This window comes from Klebsiella sp. Ech2A (assembly GCF_030078455.1).
Taxonomy (GTDB): domain Bacteria; phylum Pseudomonadota; class Gammaproteobacteria; order Enterobacterales; family Enterobacteriaceae; genus Klebsiella; species Klebsiella terrigena.
The window spans coordinates 1-18,654 of the sequence record NZ_JAQGFU010000010.1; the positions used below are offsets into that span (position 1 = coordinate 1).

16 protein-coding genes are annotated in these 18,654 nt (G+C 45.6%); 14 read left to right on the plus strand and 2 right to left on the minus strand.

The window, feature by feature from the left end; all coding sequences use genetic code 11:
* The coding region (locus PFH44_RS04150; protein ID WP_283824370.1) for an AsmA family protein at positions 1–758 on the plus strand (758 nt) is incomplete at its 5' end.
* A gap of 106 nt (positions 759–864) precedes the next feature.
* On the opposite strand, the gene PFH44_RS04155 is transcribed toward PFH44_RS04150, so the two are convergent.
* On the minus strand, positions 865–2,451 hold the full coding sequence (locus PFH44_RS04155) for a TerC family protein (protein WP_283824415.1): 1,587 nt from the start codon (positions 2,449–2,451) through the stop codon (positions 865–867).
* 878 nt (positions 2,452–3,329) lie between these two features.
* Here PFH44_RS04155 and galF point away from each other — a divergent pair.
* Together galF and PFH44_RS04165 are read left to right on the plus strand one after the other, a co-directional pair.
* Positions 3,330–4,226, plus strand: coding sequence for a UTP--glucose-1-phosphate uridylyltransferase GalF (galF, locus tag PFH44_RS04160; protein WP_463671534.1), 897 nt, complete (start codon positions 3,330–3,332; stop codon positions 4,224–4,226).
* Between the two features lie 465 nt (positions 4,227–4,691).
* Positions 4,692–5,321, plus strand: coding sequence for a phosphatase PAP2 family protein (locus PFH44_RS04165; protein WP_283824372.1), 630 nt, complete (start codon positions 4,692–4,694; stop codon positions 5,319–5,321).
* 306 nt (positions 5,322–5,627) lie between these two features.
* Here PFH44_RS04165 and PFH44_RS04170 read toward each other — a convergent pair whose 3' ends face one another.
* Positions 5,628–5,786 carry a hypothetical protein gene (locus tag PFH44_RS04170; protein ID WP_283824373.1) on the minus strand — a complete coding sequence of 53 codons (159 nt, stop codon included), beginning with the start codon at positions 5,784–5,786 and terminating at the stop codon, positions 5,628–5,630.
* An 837-nt stretch (positions 5,787–6,623) separates the two neighbouring features.
* Between PFH44_RS04170 and PFH44_RS04175 the strand changes: the two genes are divergently transcribed.
* The 11 genes from PFH44_RS04175 (at position 6,624) to PFH44_RS04225 (ending at position 18,560) form a co-directional block, all read left to right on the plus strand.
* Positions 6,624–6,851 (plus strand): hypothetical protein, encoded by a 228-nt coding sequence (locus PFH44_RS04175; protein WP_283824374.1) that lies wholly within the window; start codon positions 6,624–6,626, stop codon positions 6,849–6,851.
* A 73-nt stretch (positions 6,852–6,924) separates the two neighbouring features.
* Positions 6,925–7,572 carry a YjbF family lipoprotein gene (locus tag PFH44_RS04180; protein WP_283824375.1) on the plus strand — a complete coding sequence of 216 codons (648 nt, stop codon included), beginning with the start codon at positions 6,925–6,927 and terminating at the stop codon, positions 7,570–7,572.
* The gene (locus PFH44_RS04185) at positions 7,572–8,315 is read left to right on the plus strand and encodes a capsule biosynthesis GfcC family protein (protein WP_283824376.1); all 744 of its coding nucleotides are present in this window, start codon (positions 7,572–7,574) and stop codon (positions 8,313–8,315) included. Before PFH44_RS04180 ends, PFH44_RS04185 begins: the two co-directional genes overlap by 1 nt.
* Complete coding sequence (locus PFH44_RS04190) at positions 8,315–10,405, plus strand: YjbH domain-containing protein (RefSeq protein WP_283824377.1); 2,091 nt, start codon at positions 8,315–8,317, stop codon at positions 10,403–10,405. The genes PFH44_RS04185 and PFH44_RS04190 overlap by 1 nt, the downstream gene beginning before the upstream one ends.
* Positions 10,406–10,626: 221 nt before the next feature.
* Positions 10,627–11,763, plus strand: coding sequence for a polysaccharide export protein (locus PFH44_RS04195; RefSeq protein WP_283824378.1), 1,137 nt, complete (start codon positions 10,627–10,629; stop codon positions 11,761–11,763).
* A gap of 2 nt (positions 11,764–11,765) precedes the next feature.
* Complete coding sequence (locus tag PFH44_RS04200) at positions 11,766–12,200, plus strand: arsenate reductase/protein-tyrosine-phosphatase family protein (protein ID WP_283824379.1); 435 nt, start codon at positions 11,766–11,768, stop codon at positions 12,198–12,200.
* Between the two features lie 11 nt (positions 12,201–12,211).
* Positions 12,212–14,386: a polysaccharide biosynthesis tyrosine autokinase gene (locus PFH44_RS04205; protein ID WP_283824380.1), complete on the plus strand. Its 2,175-nt coding sequence runs from the start codon at positions 12,212–12,214 to the stop codon at positions 14,384–14,386.
* 205 nt (positions 14,387–14,591) lie between these two features.
* Positions 14,592–15,812: an O-antigen ligase family protein gene (locus tag PFH44_RS04210; RefSeq protein ID WP_283824381.1), complete on the plus strand. Its 1,221-nt coding sequence runs from the start codon at positions 14,592–14,594 to the stop codon at positions 15,810–15,812.
* Positions 15,813–16,772, plus strand: coding sequence for a glycosyltransferase (locus tag PFH44_RS04215; protein WP_283824382.1), 960 nt, complete (start codon positions 15,813–15,815; stop codon positions 16,770–16,772).
* A gap of 89 nt (positions 16,773–16,861) precedes the next feature.
* Positions 16,862–18,028 (plus strand): glycosyltransferase, encoded by a 1,167-nt coding sequence (locus tag PFH44_RS04220; RefSeq protein WP_283824383.1) that lies wholly within the window; start codon positions 16,862–16,864, stop codon positions 18,026–18,028.
* The gene (locus tag PFH44_RS04225) at positions 18,021–18,560 is read left to right on the plus strand and encodes a putative colanic acid biosynthesis acetyltransferase (RefSeq protein WP_283824384.1); all 540 of its coding nucleotides are present in this window, start codon (positions 18,021–18,023) and stop codon (positions 18,558–18,560) included. Before PFH44_RS04220 ends, PFH44_RS04225 begins: the two co-directional genes overlap by 8 nt.
* Positions 18,561–18,654: the final 94 nt, after the last annotated feature.

An 18,654-nucleotide genomic window follows, 5' to 3' on the forward strand; every position in this document is an offset into this window, starting at 1 on the left:
CTAACCAGCAGGGGCTGCTGACGATTAATCAGCTGCAGGGCGAGCTCGACGGCGGGCTTATCTCTCTGCCCGGCACGCTGGATGCGCGCAAGGATACCGCTGAGGCTTCCTTCCAGCCAAAACTCGATAACGTCGAGATTGGCACCATCCTTAATGCCTTTAACTACTCGTTGAACCTCACCGGTAAGCTCTCGCTGGCCGGTGATTTTTCCGGCCAGCGTATTGATGCCGACGACTTCCGCCGCAGCTGGCAGGGGCAGGCGCATCTGCAAATGAGCGATACCCGCACCGAAGGGCTCAATTTCCAGCAGCTGGTGCAGCAGGCCGTTGCGCGCAGCACCAACGTACAGGCGCAGGGGAACTACGATAACGCCACCCGCCTCGATTCCATGAGCAGCGACCTGCTGCTGGATAAGGGCGAGGTGACGCTGAAGAGCCTGCAGGGGCAGTCTGAGCTGATGGCGCTAACCGGGCAGGGCGGCCTGAATCTGCTGAAAGAAGATTGCGACATGCGCTTCAACGTCCGCGTGCTTGGCGGCTGGAAAGGCGAGGGCAAGCTGATCGAGCGACTCAAGCAGACGGCGATTCCGCTGCGAATCTACGGCAAGTGGCAGTCGCTAAGCTACAGCCTGCAGGTTGACCAGGTTCTGCGTAAACAGCTGCAGGATGAGGCGAAGCAGCGCCTGAATGATTGGGTTGAACGCAACAAGAACAGCCAGGATGGCAAAGACGTTAAGAAGCTGCTCGATAAGCTTTGACCGCGGCAGGACCCGTATCCCGGATGGCGCGATGCTTATCCGGGCTACGGCCCTGCGCTAATCCGAAGCCCCGGCGAGCGCTGCGCGACCGGGGAAGGTCATCATCCTATACTTCGTAACTCAGCTCATCGTCCTGCACAGGCGGTGGGATAATCTGCACCTTCTGCACCCGGTGGCTTTCAACCTGCAGGGTACGCAGAATGTAATCGCCAATCTTAACCTCTTCCCCGGCTTCAGGCACATGCTGGAGATATTCCATCAGCAGGCCGGCGATGGTGTGATACTCGCGCTTATCATCGAGCGGCAGGGGAACGTACTGGACTAAATCTTCGAGCGGCATATGGCCGTTGACCGTCCAGCTGCCGTCAGGATCCCGGGTAATATCATGGCGGGCGTCAATCTCTTCCGCCTCATTCGGCAGATTACCGGCAATCGTTTCCATCACGTCGCTCAGCGTCACCAGCCCCTCAACGGAGCCGAACTCATCGACCACGAAGGCAAAGTGGGTCCGGGCATGACGAAACTGCTCGAGGGCGGGAAGCAGCGGCAGCGTTTCGGGGAACACCAGCGGCTGGCGCAGCAGAACGTGGAGGTTGAGCGGCTCGTTGCGCAGCGACTGCTGCAGCAGATCGATAACGTGCACCACGCCGAGCAGGTCTTCGTCATCTTCCCCGCCGGTGACCACCAGCCGGGTATGCTGGTTTTTCTCCAGCAGCGCGCGGATCTCGGCTTCCGGTGCGCTCATATCGATATGCTCGATATCATGGCGTGAGGTCATAATGCTGCTGACGGTGCGCTGGTTGAGGTTAAGCACCCGCTCAATCATCCGCCGCTCCTGGGGGTTGAACAGCGGGCCGTCCTGCTGATTGACAATCAGCGCCGCGCTGTCCGTATTCAGCTCGGCGTTTTCCTTATGCCCGCTCAGCAGGCTCATCACCGCTTCCGTGGTGCGCTGGCGCAGCGTCAGATTGGCCGAGAGGAAACGACGGCGATTGAACAGCGCCAGCTGGTTGAGCGATTCAATAATCACCGAGAAGCCGATCGCCGCGTACAGATAACCTTTCGGGATTGGGAAGCCAAACCCTTCGGCGATGAGGCTAAAGCCGATCATTAACAGGAAGCTGAGGCACAGGATAACGATAGTCGGGTGGCTGTTAACAAAGCGGGTTAACGCTTTGCTGGCAAGCAGCATCAGGCTTATGGCGATAACCACCGCCGCCATCATTACCGCCAGATGGTCGACCATACCGACCGCGGTAATCACCGAGTCGAGCGAGAAGATGGCGTCCAGCACCACAATCTGCGTCACGACGCCCCAGAACCGCGCGCCTTTGCGTTGAACGGGATTATCGCTGTCCTTGCCTTCAAGACGTTCGTTAAGCTCAACCGTGGCCTTAAACAGTAAAAATAGCCCGCCAAACAGCATGATCAGGTCGCGTGCGCTGAAGCTCAGGTCATGATAGGTCAGCAGCGGCTTCGTCAGGGTGACTAGCCAGGATATCGATGCCAGCAGCAGCAGGCGCATCAGCATGGCCAACAGCAGGCCAATGACGCGGGCGCGGTCGCGCTGAGCGGGAGGAAGCTTTTCGGCAAGAATCGCGATAAACACCAGGTTATCAATCCCGAGCACCAGTTCAATAACGACAAGCGTTACCAGACCGGCCCAGATTGAGGGGTCGGCAATCCATTCCATCATTCGTTAAAACCTTTACAACATAAGCGTGCCATACGTCGATCATGGATAAGCGACTGCTAAATTGCAACTCGAATTATGTCGTATACGGTCGCTCAGACCCCGCCGCCGCTGAGGTCGGAGACAAATAAAAGTAATCGTGATGAATATTCCAGCGGATAAAATATAAACGTTATGGCTTATATTTATGCGAATTAACCGACTTATAAGTGATTGAAATCAGGATGGCCGCGGGGAGGCGGCTTATTGTGACTCTGAGCGCCAGCGGCGTTATATCGCGGCTCACCGCCGGCTATCGTTACGCGATTACCGCTCTCGCGGTACGATGCGCAGGCGGCTATTTGGCTGCATCATGGCGGTGAATAGTTTTTCCTACTACCTGATTGCGTGGATTGTGATATATCCGATTATATATGAGGATATTGATAGATTTATATGGCAATGGCAGGCGTATATTCTGGTCAGGTATAGGGAGAATATTTCAAAATATCTCGCCTTGACGCTCGTTTTAACGGAGCGCTAAGCGCTATTTAGTGGGCGCTTTCTGCACTGTTGAATTGTAAAATATCAATATAAATCAAGTTTTTATGGTGATTTTGCGTTTATTGGTACATAGATTAATCTTATGGGTAGAGATGGAAGGATAAGTCGGGTCCGTAACGATGAGCGCGCCTTGCGATCCAACGAAATAAATGGCATAAGAATTTTCTTAAATCGGCCTGTCGGCCATCATACTTTAAGTGTATTCTCTGGTTAAACGCGTAAATTCAGAATTTGACGGGAAGTCGGGCCGGTCGCAAACCTGTATTATCAGCAATAAATGCCGTTGATACATGCGGTCTGACAGGCATAGAAAGATCTATAACTTACGGATGGATATGAGAATGGCGAGTTTGAAAGCGGTTATTCCGGTAGCAGGGTTAGGTATGCATATGTTACCGGCAACTAAGGCGATCCCCAAAGAGATGCTGCCGATCGTCGATAAACCTATGGTTCAGTACATCGTTGACGAAATTGTTGCCGCCGGCATCAAGGAAATTGTGCTGGTTACCCATTCATCCAAGAATGCAGTTGAAAACCATTTCGATACCTCCTACGAGCTGGAAGCGCTGCTTGAACAGCGCGTGAAGCGCCAGCTTCTGGCCGAAGTGCAGGCTATTTGTCCGCCGGGCGTCACCATTATGAACGTACGTCAGGGGCAGCAGCTTGGTTTAGGCCACTCTATCCTTTGCGCCCGCCCGATTGTTGGCGATAACCCCTTTGTTGTCGTACTGCCGGATATCGTATTAGACGATGCAAGCGCCGATCCGCTGCGCTACAACCTTGCGGCGATGGTTGCCCGCTTTAATGAAACGGGGCGCAGCCAGGTTCTGGCGAAGAGAATGCCAGGCGATCTGTCAGAGTATTCGGTTATTCAGACCCGTGAACCGCTGGAAACGGAAGGGCAGATTGGCCGCATTGTGGAGTTTATCGAAAAGCCGGATGAGCCGCAGACCCTCGACTCCGACCTGATGGCCGTGGGGCGCTACGTTCTCTCTGCCGACGTGTGGAGCGAGCTGGAGCGCGCTGAGCCGGGCGCATGGGGCCGTATTCAGTTAACGGATGCCATCGCAGAGCTGGCGAAAAAGCAGTCCGTCGACGCTATGCTGATGACCGGTGAGAGCTACGATTGCGGTAAGAAGATGGGCTATATGCAGGCATTCGTTAATTACGGTCTGCGTAACCATAAAGAAGGCAGCAAATTCCGCGAGAGCATTAAGAAGCTGCTGGCCTAACGACGTGACGGCGACGCAGTAAAAATAGCGGGCTACGGAAGCAAAATTAAGAAGGTAAATCCCTCGATGCTTCTGTAGCCGGTTAGATAGCCTTTAGCCTGAAAGAAATGTTTATCTAAAAAACATATATAATCAGAGTGTTAGCGGTTTTAGATAAGTGTTTCAATGAATTTATCCGAAATACGCAGTATGGGAGAGTGGGGCGCGCGCGGATAACGACAGGATCGTGTAATGGTCAGACGAGCAGAATTTAATCTTAATGAAGAGTTACTTAGTAAGATTATTCTTAAAGAATATGCGTTATCCCGGCGATCATAAAAAAATAAAACTTGACTGAGATCATACTTACGCATTAAACATCGGTTATGTATGCATAAAAATGTGAAGTTTATGGATATGCATTCCCACATAAACATCGTGGAAAAACGCTATGAACAGGAGATATCGTCAAAGGATGAAAAGTAAATGAGCTGGCAATTTGTCTCCTTTTTTGGCGATAGCACCGTGCTGTTACCCAGCGCCGCGGGACTGTTGATTGTGTTGTTCCTGCGGGTACCATCCCGGCGGGTGGCCTGCCAGTGGGCACTCTTGTTCGGCATCACTGGCGCTATCGTTAGCGCATCGAAACTGGCCTTTATGGGCTGGGGCATCGGTATTCGTGAAATCGATTTCACCGGGTTTAGCGGGCATACCGCTCTGTCAGCCGCATTTTGGCCGATTTTTTTATGGCTCCTTTTCTCTCGCGCAACGACAGGAGTGCGTCGCGCAGCCGTCGTGGCTGGCTATGCCCTGGCGGCGCTGGTGGGTTACTCCAGATTAATGATTCATGCCCACTCCACCTCGGAAGTGGTCGCAGGCCTGCTGCTGGGCGCGAGCGGTAGCGCATTGTTCCTCCTGCTGCAATCGCGGACATCGCGAGCGGGGAATGTACAGCTTTCGTGGAGCGGGGTGTTCAGCGTAATTATGATCCCAGTACTGCTGCTTAACACTGGCGTAAAGGCGCCAACCCAGTCCCTACTGGGTGAAATTGCGGTGAAAATTGGCCCGCTGGAAAAGCCTTTTACCCGCGCGGATCTGCATAAGCACTTTTATTGATTGCGCCAAAGAGATGGCGTTGAGCTTACGGGCATCGCTCAATATCCAGGACATAGCGCGAGCGTCAGGATGGTTGCAGATTGATTAAGCGGGCATAAGCGGATTCATATTCGTGAAATAAATAACTGTTACTACATCCTGAGCAATATCCATGTTTTTTATAATGCTTGTGAGATGATTCCTAAATAGAGCGATAAGATTACCGTCTGATTTTAAATTAAGTTTGTCAAGTATAATCGACAAACTTAATCTATTAGATTTTGTAGTTGACCAGGATGCAAATCGAATGAGTTTTTTAGGGTTTTTTTATAAAAAACCTTTAAAAACAAGATAGTGCGTGGCTTCCTTGATGGTGAGGGTGTTAAGGTAACAAATTTTGTGACGTTGCTTAATAAGCTCAATGCCGGTTGCGTGTTTGTTTTTAGCGCCGGCAAAGATGGTTTTTAATGAGTGAATAATTTTCATTTACTCTCCCATTTGGCTGCAGAATCTCGTAAACTTGATGCCGCTGAAATTATAGTGAGTGATTAATTATTCGACGGACATGAAGTCGGTCAATTGGCTTAAAAAGGAAGTACAGTGCATTGGTAGCTGTTAAGCCAAGGGCGGTAGCGTCTTTAAATGGTCGAGAATCGCTGGTCGGCAACATTTTTAGTTCCCTTGATACTACGCGAGATGTCGAAAAACGCGCCTTTGAGTCGGTATCCACAGCGTGAATACACCTTCATCTCAGGTCATTTTTGAAACTGGCCTACAGAGTATGGATGACCTGATACCTGGGCATATGACTCAAGTCGCAGGTATGAGCGCCAGAAACGCCGGATGGTGGTTGTCAGGAGTGTTAACACAGGGCATTGTAGATAAATGCTGTCTGTTATATGTCGGCTATTTTTTCAGAATTTCCTTATGTAGGCTGAAAATGTAATAGGCTGTATGTTCGACGTATAACCTGAGCCGTTGAGTGGTTTTCCTGGGTAAAGAAAACTTAAATTTCAGTTTGTTAAGCTTGATTTCTGACGGCTACCATTTAGTGTGCATACCTAGAACAGGTAGCTGGCGTATATTGATAAGAAATTTGAGGCGCAGCGAATGATGCCATGATTACTTCACATTTTTACTGTAACTAACTGATTTTAAATAAATAAAAATTATAATTAAATCACTGTGTTTTCTATTTTTTGTAAAAATCGCTGTTATAAACAGACGGTGTTGTTGTGCTTTTTGTGTTTTATTTATGAAGTTTATTGAGCTATTGTGTTAGCTCATGTAAGTCGTTTTTTCATCCGATGATAAGGAGTCATTATGAAGAAAACTATGAGCGTATTGGCGGTGCTGATGCTGGCAGGCGCGTCTATGGGTGCCTCAGCCGCACCTGCTAACACTTCAACCATGAGTACTGGCACCACTACTATGATTGGCGTTGGGGTTGGTGTAGCTGTTGCTGCGGGGATCGCAGTTGCTATGGCTAACAACGATGGTAACTCTAACAGTAATACTAGTACCACGACCACAACAGCAACAACCCGCTAAGCCAAAAAATATAATTTATAACCACACGAAAGTGTGGTTATTTTTCATTATCCTTCTGTGCAGGGTATTTCTCGTGCGCTATTTAACGTTGCTGCTTTGCCTGCTGTGTTTACAAGCTTGTACTCCGTCCCAACGTAGCGTTGGGGACACTTTTAAACAGGCGCTGCTTGGTCAGGATGATATCACCATCCCAGATGCCAGGATCGCCAGCCTGCCAGCCCCTTATGGCAGTATTTACCTCCGCCTTCCTCAGGTGCCACGCCTATATGTAGCCGGTTATCATCAAGATGGCCTGGATTATTGGGTGACCAGCGATCAGGTGGTTTTTGTAACCCAAAATGGGCGTCTGGTTAAGTCCTTGGGCTATCGGGATAATTTACTATCGGTTTCCAACCTGCAGCAGGATCCGCTGCTGAGGGCGAAGGCGCTACGTGATGGGGCGAGTTGGACCCGCACCGTCCGCTGGACGGAGAAGGGAAACCCTCTTTCTTCCGTATTGACATCCCGTTTTAGCTTGCAGGGCAGTGAAGTACTCAATCTGGCCGGGAAGTCGATACCTTGCCAGATTTGGCAAGAAGATGTTTCACTTCAGGCTACCGGCAGCAGCTGGCAAAATATATTCTGGATTGATGCCGCCACGGGACAGGTTCGTCAGAGCAAACAGTATCTTGGCGCTGTACTACCTGTTGAAATCAGCCTTCTGAAAGCGACGATGCCATAATGAAAATAAAAACAAGCATATTTGGATTTTGCGGAATGCTGGCGTTTAGCTCGGCTGCAGCCCTGGCAGATGGGCAAGTCGTGATTTATTCTCCCGGCGGAGGATATAGCCAGACCGTTAATCAGGTGAAGGATTTGCGTCAGCTGGTCGCCGACCCGGCGTTCGGTCAATACCAGCCGGGGATGGTGATTGCGACTCCGACTGCGACGCGCCTGGCAAACCAGGAATTGCAGCAGACGCTTACCCGGTTACATCGCTGGGCAGGCCGTGAAGAGGGTGACCGTGCAGCGGCAATTAATCAGGTGATCGCTCAGCTTAAGGATATAAAAGTTACAGGCAGGCAATTTACCTCTCTCGATCCGGCATTAGTGAACAATAATGATAAAGCTAACCGGACATTGAGCGGTGATTACAGCCTGTATCAGGCTTCGGAAACCGGTTCTGTTACTCTGTTTGGTCCCGTCAGCAGGGCTGGAACGCTGGTGTGGCAGCCGGGGCGCCAGGTCAGTGAATATCTCGATGGCCATGATTATTTGTCCGGGGCCGAGCTCAGTCAGGTGACGGTGATCGATCCCGATGGTGCCGTTCGTGTTGCGCCAGTAGATTACTGGAACCGACGGCATGTCGAGCCTCAACCGGGGAGTATTATCGTGGCGTCGTTTGCCTCAAGCGCTTTGCCTGCGGATAATGAAGACCTGAATCAGAAAATCATCTCAGTTCTGACGCATCGGATGCCAAATTAATGAAAAGAGACTTCCTCCTTAGCTTACTTACCGTTTCCGTTGCGTTTGCCTGCCACGCTGAGGAAGCTGAAACTTATCCGCTCCCTTTGGGGCCCTCTCAATCGGATTTTGGCGGTGCGGGTTTGATGCAAACGCCCACCGCGCGCGTTCCTCAGGAAGGGGAAATTAGCGCCAACTATCGTAATAATGACCAATATCGTTTTTACTCCATCTCAATTGCGATGTTCCCGTGGCTGGAGACGACGCTTCGCTATACCGACGTGCGAAATCGCCTTTACAGCAACGATCCCAGCTTCAGCGGTAGCCAAAGTTATAAAGATAAATCGTTTGATATCAAACTGCGTTTATGGGAAGAGAGCCACTACCTTCCACAGGTGGCTTATGGAATGCGGGATATCGGCGGGACCGGTTTATTTGACAGCGAATATTTTGTCGCCAACAAAGCTGTGGGGCCATTTGACTTCTCTCTGGGAATTGGCTGGGGGTATATCGGAAACAGCGGTAATATTACCAACCCTTTCTGTTCCTACAGTGATAAATACTGCGAACGCTCAGCTAGTCGGTCAGCAGGAGATTTTAACTTTAGCGATACGTTCAAAGGGCCAGCTGGCGTATTTGGTGGCGTTTCGTGGCAGACACCATGGCAACCGCTGCGGCTTAAATTAGAATATGATGGCAATAATTATCGCGATGATTTTGCAGGACAGCTATCGCAAAGCAGCAAATGGAACTGGGGTATGGTTTATCGACTCACTGACTGGATGGATGTGAACGCCAGCTATGAGCGCGGTAATACGTTTATGTTTGGCTTCACCTTGCGTATGAACGCCAATGAGTTGCGCCCATTTTACCAGGATCCGAAACCAGCTTATCAACCTGAAGAGCAGACTCCACACGTCGTGCAATATAGCGTAGCGGCTAATCAGCTGAATGAGCTGGAAGACACTGCCGGGTTGAGCGGGCCTCGCGTGGAGATTACGGGAGATAAATTGAAAGCCAGCGGGGAACAGGATAAATACCTGAACACGCAACACGGGGTGGATCGCGCCAATCTGATCATGGTGAACGATCTTCCTGCTAACGTGAAAACCCTCGAGGTCACTCAGTCCCGCTTTGGCATGCCGCTGGTCACTACGAGTACGGATGTTGCCAGTCTGCGGCAACAGCAGGAAGGTTATCCTCTTGGCCAAGAGCAACCGTTACGCCAGCAGCGAATCGAACCTGACACCACTCAAGGTCAGGGCTTCTATAAGGATAAGAACCGTTTAGATTATAGCCTCAGCCCGGTTTTACGCCAGTCAGTGGGAGGGCCTGAAAGTTTCTACATGTACCAAATTGGTGTGGTCGGCGATGCCAGCTACTGGCTGACCAACAATTGGCTGGTTGAAGGGAGTGTCTTTGCCAACGTCACGAATAACTACAATAAATTCAATTATGACGGTACACCTTCAGATTCTACCTTACCACGCGTCCGTACCCATATTCGTGACTATGTAGAGAATGATGTCTATGTCCAGTCGCTGCAAACAAACTATGTGCGGGCATTAGGCAATGATTTCTACGGCCAGATATACGGCGGTTACCTGGAAATGATGTATGGCGGCGTAGGGGCTGAACTGCTGTACCGCCCGTTGGATGCCAACTGGGCCGTGGGGATCGATGGCAACTACGTGAAACAGCGTGACTGGGACAGCATGATGCAGTTCACGAATTACAAAGTCGCCACCGGCCATTTAACGGGGTACTGGCGGCCGTGGTTTGCGGACGATATATTGTTAAAGCTGAGCGTGGGGCAGTATCTGGCTAAGGATAAGGGCGCGACCCTGGATATCTCTAAGCGCTTTGATAGCGGGGTAGTGATTGGCGCGTATGCCACGCAGACTAACGTTTCTAAAGAAGAGTATGGCGAAGGTTCCTTTACCAAAGGGTTCTACATCTCTATTCCGCTTGACCTGATGAGCACCCAGCCAACCCGTAGTCGGCCAACTATCAGCTGGACTCCGTTAACGCGTGACGGTGGTCAGATGCTGGGCCGGCAGTATCAGCTTTATGATATGACTTCGGACAGGGATAAGCCGATTGCTCCTTAATACCTAAGTACCTGTTTGTAAAACAGCTCTTTAACCGTTAAAAAGTAGGTGTATGCAATGAGTTGCTTGAATTGCAGTAGAGCCTGGGCGCTGAGAAACTAATTCAGATGTGAGTGTTTTGGGGCATTATGACGCACCTTGTGCGGGTTAATGAATCTTTGTCTTTGTCCGCGGCACGTCGGTCAAAGCATTAAATTAGAATAAATGATGGTAGATGTATCATGGAAAGACGATTTTTGAAAATAAGTGGGCTGGCATTAGCGCTTGGCCTGTTAAGCGGTTGTACGGTCGTTCCTGGCCAAGGTTTAGGCACCTGGAATAAAGATGTCATTAAGCCGACAGACAGTGACTATGATATCAATAAGCTGGTTAACGTTTATCCAATGACGCCTGGCCTGATTGAGCAACTGCGTCCGAATACGGTTATGGCGCGGCCTAACCCGCAACTGGATAACTTGCTGAAGAGCTATGAGTACCGCATCGGGGTGGGTGACGTATTGATGGTGACCGTGTGGGACCACCCGGAGTTAACAACGCCAGCGGGCCAGTACCGAAGCGCCAGCGATACCGGCAACTGGGTTAATGCTGACGGCACGATCTTCTATCCCTATATAGGGAAAATACAGGTGGTGGGAAAAACCCTGAGTCAGGTGCGTCAGGATATAGCTAGCAGGCTGACAACTTATATTGAAAGCCCGCAGGTGGACATTAGCGTTGCGGCATTCCGTTCACAAAAAGCCTATGTCACTGGCGAAGTGATAAAATCTGGACAGCAGCCAATTAGCAACATACCTTTGACCGTGATGGATGCCATCAATAATGCCGGTGGCCTGGCTCCTGATGCCGACTGGCGAAATGTGGTGTTAACGCATAATGGCAAAGATACTAAAGTGTCATTGTATGCGCTAATGCAAAAAGGCGATCTGACCGAAAACCATTTGCTTTATCCCGGTGATATTCTGTTTGTACCGCGCAATGACGATCTGAAGGTCTTTGTTATGGGGGAAGTAGGCAAACAGAGCACTATGAAGATGGATCGTAGTGGCATGACTTTAGCTGAAGCCTTGGGTAATGCCGAAGGAATATCTCAATCATTGAGTGATGCTACTGGTGTGTTTGTTATCCGGCAAATGAAAGCCGATAAGCAAGGGAAGATTGCCAACATATATCAATTAAATGCGCAAGATGCATCGGCAATGGTTCTAGGAACCGAATTCCAATTACAACCATATGATATTGTCTATGTAACAGCAGCGCCTATTGTTCGTTGGAATCGTGTGATTTCTCAGCTGGTACCAACTATTAATGGGGTGCATGAGATGACTGAGGCTGTACGTTTCGTTAGAAACTGGAACTGACCATGTTTAACTCTATTTTAGTTGTGTGTACGGGCAATATATGCCGTTCACCTACTGGTGAGCGGCTATTGAGGCGAGAACTTGCTAACTTAAAAATCACGTCTGCAGGAATAGGTGCTCTGGTCGGGAAACCTGCTTATTCGATGTCTGTGGAGGTGGCAAAAAGTCATGGTTTATCATTGGAGGGTCATGTCGCAAGACAGATCACTAAGGCTGATTGTCAGGAAAACGATTTAATCTTGGTTATGGAGAAACAACATCTAGAGTATGTGTGTAAATTATCTCCAGAGATTCGAGGGAAAGTAATGTTCTTTGGTCATTGGCTTGACCGTAAAGAAACACCTGACCCTTATGGTAAATCATTAGAAGCATATGAATTTGCCTATAATCATTTAAACGAATCAGCTTTAAAATGGGCTGAAATGTTACAGAGATAGTTAGGAATATTATGACTGAAAGAATCAAGCAGGCCAGACAATCATCCAAAGATAATGATGAGATTGAATTCAGTAGGTTGATAGGCGTCTTCATCGATAACAGACGGTTGATTTTTGGTATTACATCTTTGTGCGTTTGCTTTGGGCTCGTTTATGCTCTGTTGGCAACACCGATTTATCGAAGTGATGCGCTGATACAAGTTGAGCAGTCAGCCGGTAGCAATATTCTGAGTAGTCTTTCTGATGTATTGCCAACGGGCCAACCTGAATCATCAGCTGAAACCCAGCTTCTCCAATCCAGATTGGTTATCGGTAAAACTATAGATGACCTGGATTTGACTACACGATTAGAACACGATCACTTCCCGGTCGTCGGGAAAGGCCTGTCGAGGATTTTTGGGGAGTCAAAGAAAACAGCAAAAGAAAGTCTTTCTATCGCCAGATTTACGGTTCCAGCGGAGCTGTTAAATGTTTCGATGAAAGTGACGATTGTTGATAATAACCACTACAGCCTCGATGTTCCTGATGTCGGTAAGTTTGACGGAACTAAAGGTAAGCTTTTATCAACTGATGGTATAGAGCTGCTGGTTAATGATATTGATGCTGAGCCTGGTGATGCATTTAATATGACTAAACAGACGATTCAAAAAACTGTTGCTAATATATTATCGAATCTTTCTGTCAGTGATAAAGGAAAAGACAGTGGAATCTTACAAATTAGCTATGACGCAGAAAGTGAAAAGGAAGCTAATTTAGTTTTATCCAGTATTACGCAAAACTATTTGTTGCAAAACATTGAGAGAAAATCAGAAGAAGCTGATAAAAGTTTGCAGTTTTTAGAAAAGCAACTGCCTGCAGAGAGAACATCTCTTGATGAAAATGAAGACAAACTTAATCAGTTTCGTCAGGAGAATGACTCAGTTGACTTGTCCCTGGAAGCTAAATCTGTATTGGATACGATGGTTTCGGTTGAGTCTCAGCTCAATCAGTTAACATTCAGAGAGGCTGAAATTTCAAAACTGTACACAGTGCAACATCCAGCGTACAAAGCACTGCTTGAGAAGAGAGCAGTTTTAGAGAAAGAGAAAGTTAACTTAGGTAAGCGCGTAGAAAAATTACCGAAAGTGCAGCAAGAAATTCTCAGACTGACGCGTGACGTAGAGTCGGGTCAAGCTGTTTACATGCAGATGCTTAATAAGCAACAGGAATTGAGAATCAATAAAGCCAGTACCGTTGGTAACGTAAGGATTGTTGATAATCCATTAATCCAGGATTATCCAGTTGCACCTAAGAAATTACTAATCCTGGCTATCTCTGTGTTTATTGGGATAATTTTGTCGGTTTGTGCAGTGATTGTGAAACTTCTACTGCATAAGGGAATTGAAAGCGCTGAACAGCTTGATGAGATTGGCGTCAATGTTTATGCGTCTATTCCTTTTTCTGACTGGCAGTCACGAAATGGTCAGAAACGTGCGAAAAACGATAATCGTCCAGAAGGTTTGCTTGCAATTAATAACCCCGCAGACTTGGCAATTGAGGCAATTCGTGGTTTAAGAACCAGTCTGCACTTCGCAATGCTTGAAGCTAAAAACAACGTAATCATGATCACGGGTGCTACACCTGGAATCGGTAAGTCGTTTACAAGCCTCAACTTAGCAGCGGTTATTGCGCAACAGGGCAAAAAAGTACTGGTCATTGATGCCGATATGAGAAAGGGTCATTTACATGATGCATTTGGTCTGATTAATAAAGGAACGGGGTTATCTGCATATCTCGCCGGCGTTATTGATTACGATCAGGTTAAATCGCCGACAGGAGTCGATAACCTTACATTAATTGTCAGGGGTAGCAACCCGCCTAACCCATCTGAACTGCTGATGGGGAATCGTATGACAAACCTGCTAGAAAAAGCCGGTGCGGAATATGACTTAGTTATAGTCGATACCCCTCCTGTGTTGGCGGTAACAGATGCAGTAATCATCGGTGCACTTTCCGGCACTACCCTATTAGTTTCTAAGTTTGAAACTAATACAGTTAAGGATGTGGAAATCTGTTATCAACGGTTTGAACGCGTTGGTGTTGAAGTGAAGGGTGTTATCATCAACGGCGTAATGAAACGTGCTGCAAATTATTACTCTTACGGTTCATATGCAGAATATGGATATAAGTACGAGAGTGATAAGTAAGTCTCTGAATCAAGGACAATCCAGGTTGTCCTTGATTACATAAAAGTAAAGAGCATATTTGTATATATTGAATGATATTATACTGTGTGGTTAAATTTTACATTCAATATCTACAACTTTAGCGATAATCAGGAACGTTATGTTAGAAAGAATATTTATATATACATATGTGCTTTCTTTGGCTATCCCTGGACGATGGAGACTGATGCCAGAACTTGACCACTATGGTGGTGCAGAAGTTGCGATTTCTCCATTTGATATTCCCTTGTTTTCATACCTGATTGTGAAGTTATTATTGATCGTTATTTTTAATAAAAACACAAAGATTAAACTCACAACAGATATCAAAGTTATTGCGCTATATTTATTTTGCAATGCTATTTTCTTTATTTTTGGTGATTCATATTTCTGGTCATCGCTTGAACTTCTTAGATATATAAAGTTCTTTATCGTCTTCTTAATTATCAAGTTCGCACTGCTCAATGATGAAAAAAACCACGACACCTTATTTAATGCAATTCTTGTGGTTATTGTTATTCAGTTAATCACTTCCTTAATACAGCAAGTATTTGGTGTGACGATTTCAGGAAAAGGCGGTGATGAAGTTGGACTTAACAACGTTGATGGTGAATTATATCGTTCGGCTGGTACATTAGGGCATCCAGGTACGCTTTCTCAGTTCATTGTTACAATTTGCCCATTCTTATGGATGGAGGCGATGAACAAGAGTGGTTTCAGGAAAATGGTATTCATGGCTGGATACTTCATTTCGGTGGTAATCGTTGTGCTTTCATTCGCCAGAACAGGGATTGCAATGATAGCCGTTGCTACGCTATTGATGATTTTCCACTCATTGTTCAGTAAAGGTAAGTTTTTCAGCAAAATTACGATTTGTGCCGTTTTACTTGTTGCTGCATTTATTTTTATTGATACCTACTTTGGTGTTATTTACGATAGGTTCATAAATGCACCGGATGAAAGTGGCGAAATTCGTATCGTACTGGCCGAGATCGCACTGAAAATGATCACTAGCCACCCATTCTTCGGCATCGGTCTTAATACATTTACCACCGTCATGACAAAGTATGATGTGACCAATATATCCAGTTGGTGGCCTCATCCCGTTCATAATATCTATTTGTTGATAATGTCAGAAACAGGAATATTAGGTTTTGGTCTGTTTATGTTCATGAATTTTTATTTTGTGAGACTGATTGTTAAAGGAATCAGACTGAAAGATCCGTATGACTCTAAGATATTGTACGCATCAGGCGTTTCTATCCTGTCAATCGCCTTCTTTGGTATGCTTGGTTGGTCATGGCGGTTAGATTCAATACAGGGACTTTACTGGTTAGTATTGGCAATGATTTCTGCTTCTTATACGCGTGCGAAAAACAATAAGAAACTGTCAGAGAGTGAAGATTAAATGAAAAAAATAGGGTATTTCCCACCGCCTAGCGAAAAAAATTCCTATACGATTCGTATGCGTGATTTGCTTGGTCAATTTGGTGATGTAACTCCGATATCGCCTAAGAATTGGAAGGACACTATTTTTTCAATAAATAAATATGACATTATCGTATTTAACTGGCTGGAAAATAGATGTTTTGGTAAAGATGGGAGGTTTAATTTGTTGTCTTTCATTATCTCAATGTTATGGTTTTTGATAATGAGATATTCCGCCAAGAAAATAATTTATGTTCGCCATAATATTTACCCACACAATATTTTGGATGAAAATAAGAAACTTAGTGTAAAAATAATGAACTACTTTGAGAGTAAAAGCTCTTATACCATTGTTCATTCAAAATCTGCTTGTTCAGCCGGTAGGATTTATGTTCCTCACCCGCTTTATGAACTGAAGTCTGTTTCACCAGTAAATGAGATTGACGATGAAAAGTATTTTGTATGCTTTGGGCGCATTGAAAAATATAAGAAACTGGATGAATTAATAAAAAGCTGGCCATTAGACCTGAAGCTGATTATAGCCGGTAGTTCTGATGATAAAAATTATTGTTTTCAGTTGAAGACATTAGCAGCTGGAAAAAAAATTGAGATCGTTGATAAATTTATCAGTGATGAAGAGGCGTATAATTTGGTGAGTCGAGCTGAATACTCAATTTTACCCTCTGACAGCAAAAGTATGATCGTCAGTGGCAGTTTCTTCTTCTCTATTTCAGCTGGAACTCCGGTCATCGCGGTGAAAAGTGATTTTTATAACTTACTTAATGTCTATAATGGAGAGCTGATCCTGGTTAATGGTATTGGTGACATTGGCTCTGCGATACGAAACTTACCAAAAAAACAAAAAATAATGAGTACAGAGTTTACGAGCCAATTTAGTGATGACGCTATCATCGACTCTCTCAGGGTAATAATTAAATAACTTTGCCCTGTTAATATTAAAAACAAGCTTTCATTAGATAATTATATAATTGCTGTTATTAAACTTAATTCATTTTAAAAAGGATACATATGAAAATTCTTCGTGTAATCCCATCAATGGATCCTAAAAAAGGTGGGCCATCTGAAGGTATCAGACAAATTCAAAATGAAATTCAAAAACAGCAATTGAATATAGAATGCGATATTGTCTGCATGGATGATGAGAATAATATAAGCCCTGCGAATTCTAATTTAAAAGTTTTCAATGTTGGTGAGGGGAAGGGGGGCTATTCTTACTCAAAAAACCTCAAAAACTGGCTAACCCAAAACATAAGAAACTATGACTTAGTTATAATTCACGGCGTATGGCAATATCACAGTGTCGTAACCAGCTCGGTTTGCCTTAATGAAAAAGTACCTTATCTTTTATATTCACATGGCATGTTAGATCCATGGTTCAAAAAAGCCTATCCACTCAAGCATGTTAAGAAGATGATCTATTGGATGCTTTTTGAAAAAAGGGTGGTCAATAAAGCACGTTCGGTGGTTTTTACATGTGAAGAAGAGAAAATTTTAGCCAGGGAATCGTTCCCTTTCTACACGCCAAATGAGAGTGTAACTGCTTATGGCACAGCAGGAAGTACTTTTGAAAGAAGCTCCTCGGTGGAAACCTTTTATGCAAGCTACCCTGAGCTAAGTAATAAAAAACTAATACTCTTTGTAGGTAGAATTCACGAGAAAAAAGGGTGTGATATTCTATTGAATGCATTTGCTAAAATTAAAGAACGTGCTCAAGGTTATCATGTATTCTTTGCCGGCCCTGATGATAGCGAATATGCAAAATCCTTAAAGGTAGAAACAAAGCAGCTTGGTTTACAAGATGTGGTTACTTGGGGTGGGATGCTACAGGGTGAGAAAAAATGGGGGGCATACTTTGCGAGTAAAGTATTTGCATTACCATCTCACCAGGAAAACTTTGGCATCGTAGTGGCTGAAGCTCTCTCTGCTTCATTACCGGTACTGATATCGAATAAAGTAAATATCTGGCGCGAGATAGAAGCTGAAAATTCCGGATTAATTGCTGATGATACTGTGGAATCATTCAGTAAAAAAATGTTAGAGTTTATTGAACTCAGTGATGAAGAACAGGATATGATGAGAATTAATGCGAAGAAGTGTTTCGATGATAAATTCGAAATTTCCAAAGTTGCAAAATCATTCGAAAAAATTATAAATGAAAGAGTCATAAATGGATGAGATAACCAAGTCAAGCTTCTCTCTTCAAAACAAAATTTATCGTGTAATTTGGGCTGTATTTAACCTCCTCTTTTTTAGATTTTCCCCGAGACCATTTTTTAAATGGAGAGTCCTTATTCTTAAACTGTTTGGGGCTAAAATATCTTTTAGCTGTCGAGTCTACGGATCCAGTAAGATTTGGAGCCCTAAAAACCTTATAATGGAGGAGCAGACGACCATTGGCCCTAATGCAAATATTTACAATCAGGGAACGATTAAACTGTGTAAATTAAGTACGGTCAGCCAGGATGCTTCTCTTTGTGCCAGTTCGCATCGATATCAAAGTAGAAAGCATGAGTTAATTCTGTGTCCTATTACTATTAACGAAAAGGCATGGATCTGTGCTGAAGCGTTTGTAGGGCCAAATGTGAATGTTGGTGAGGGCGCAGTACTTGGTGCCCGCTCTGTCGCGAAAAAAGACCTTGAACCTTGGGCTGTTTATGACGGTAATCCCTGTGTGAAGGTTAAAGATCGAATAATGAAAGACATCTAGATTCAAACGCTGGTATAGGATTTATTTATATTTGCTTTATAAAAGTAAAATCAAGTATTGATAAATGAAATTAGCTAATTAAATATTTGTTGAT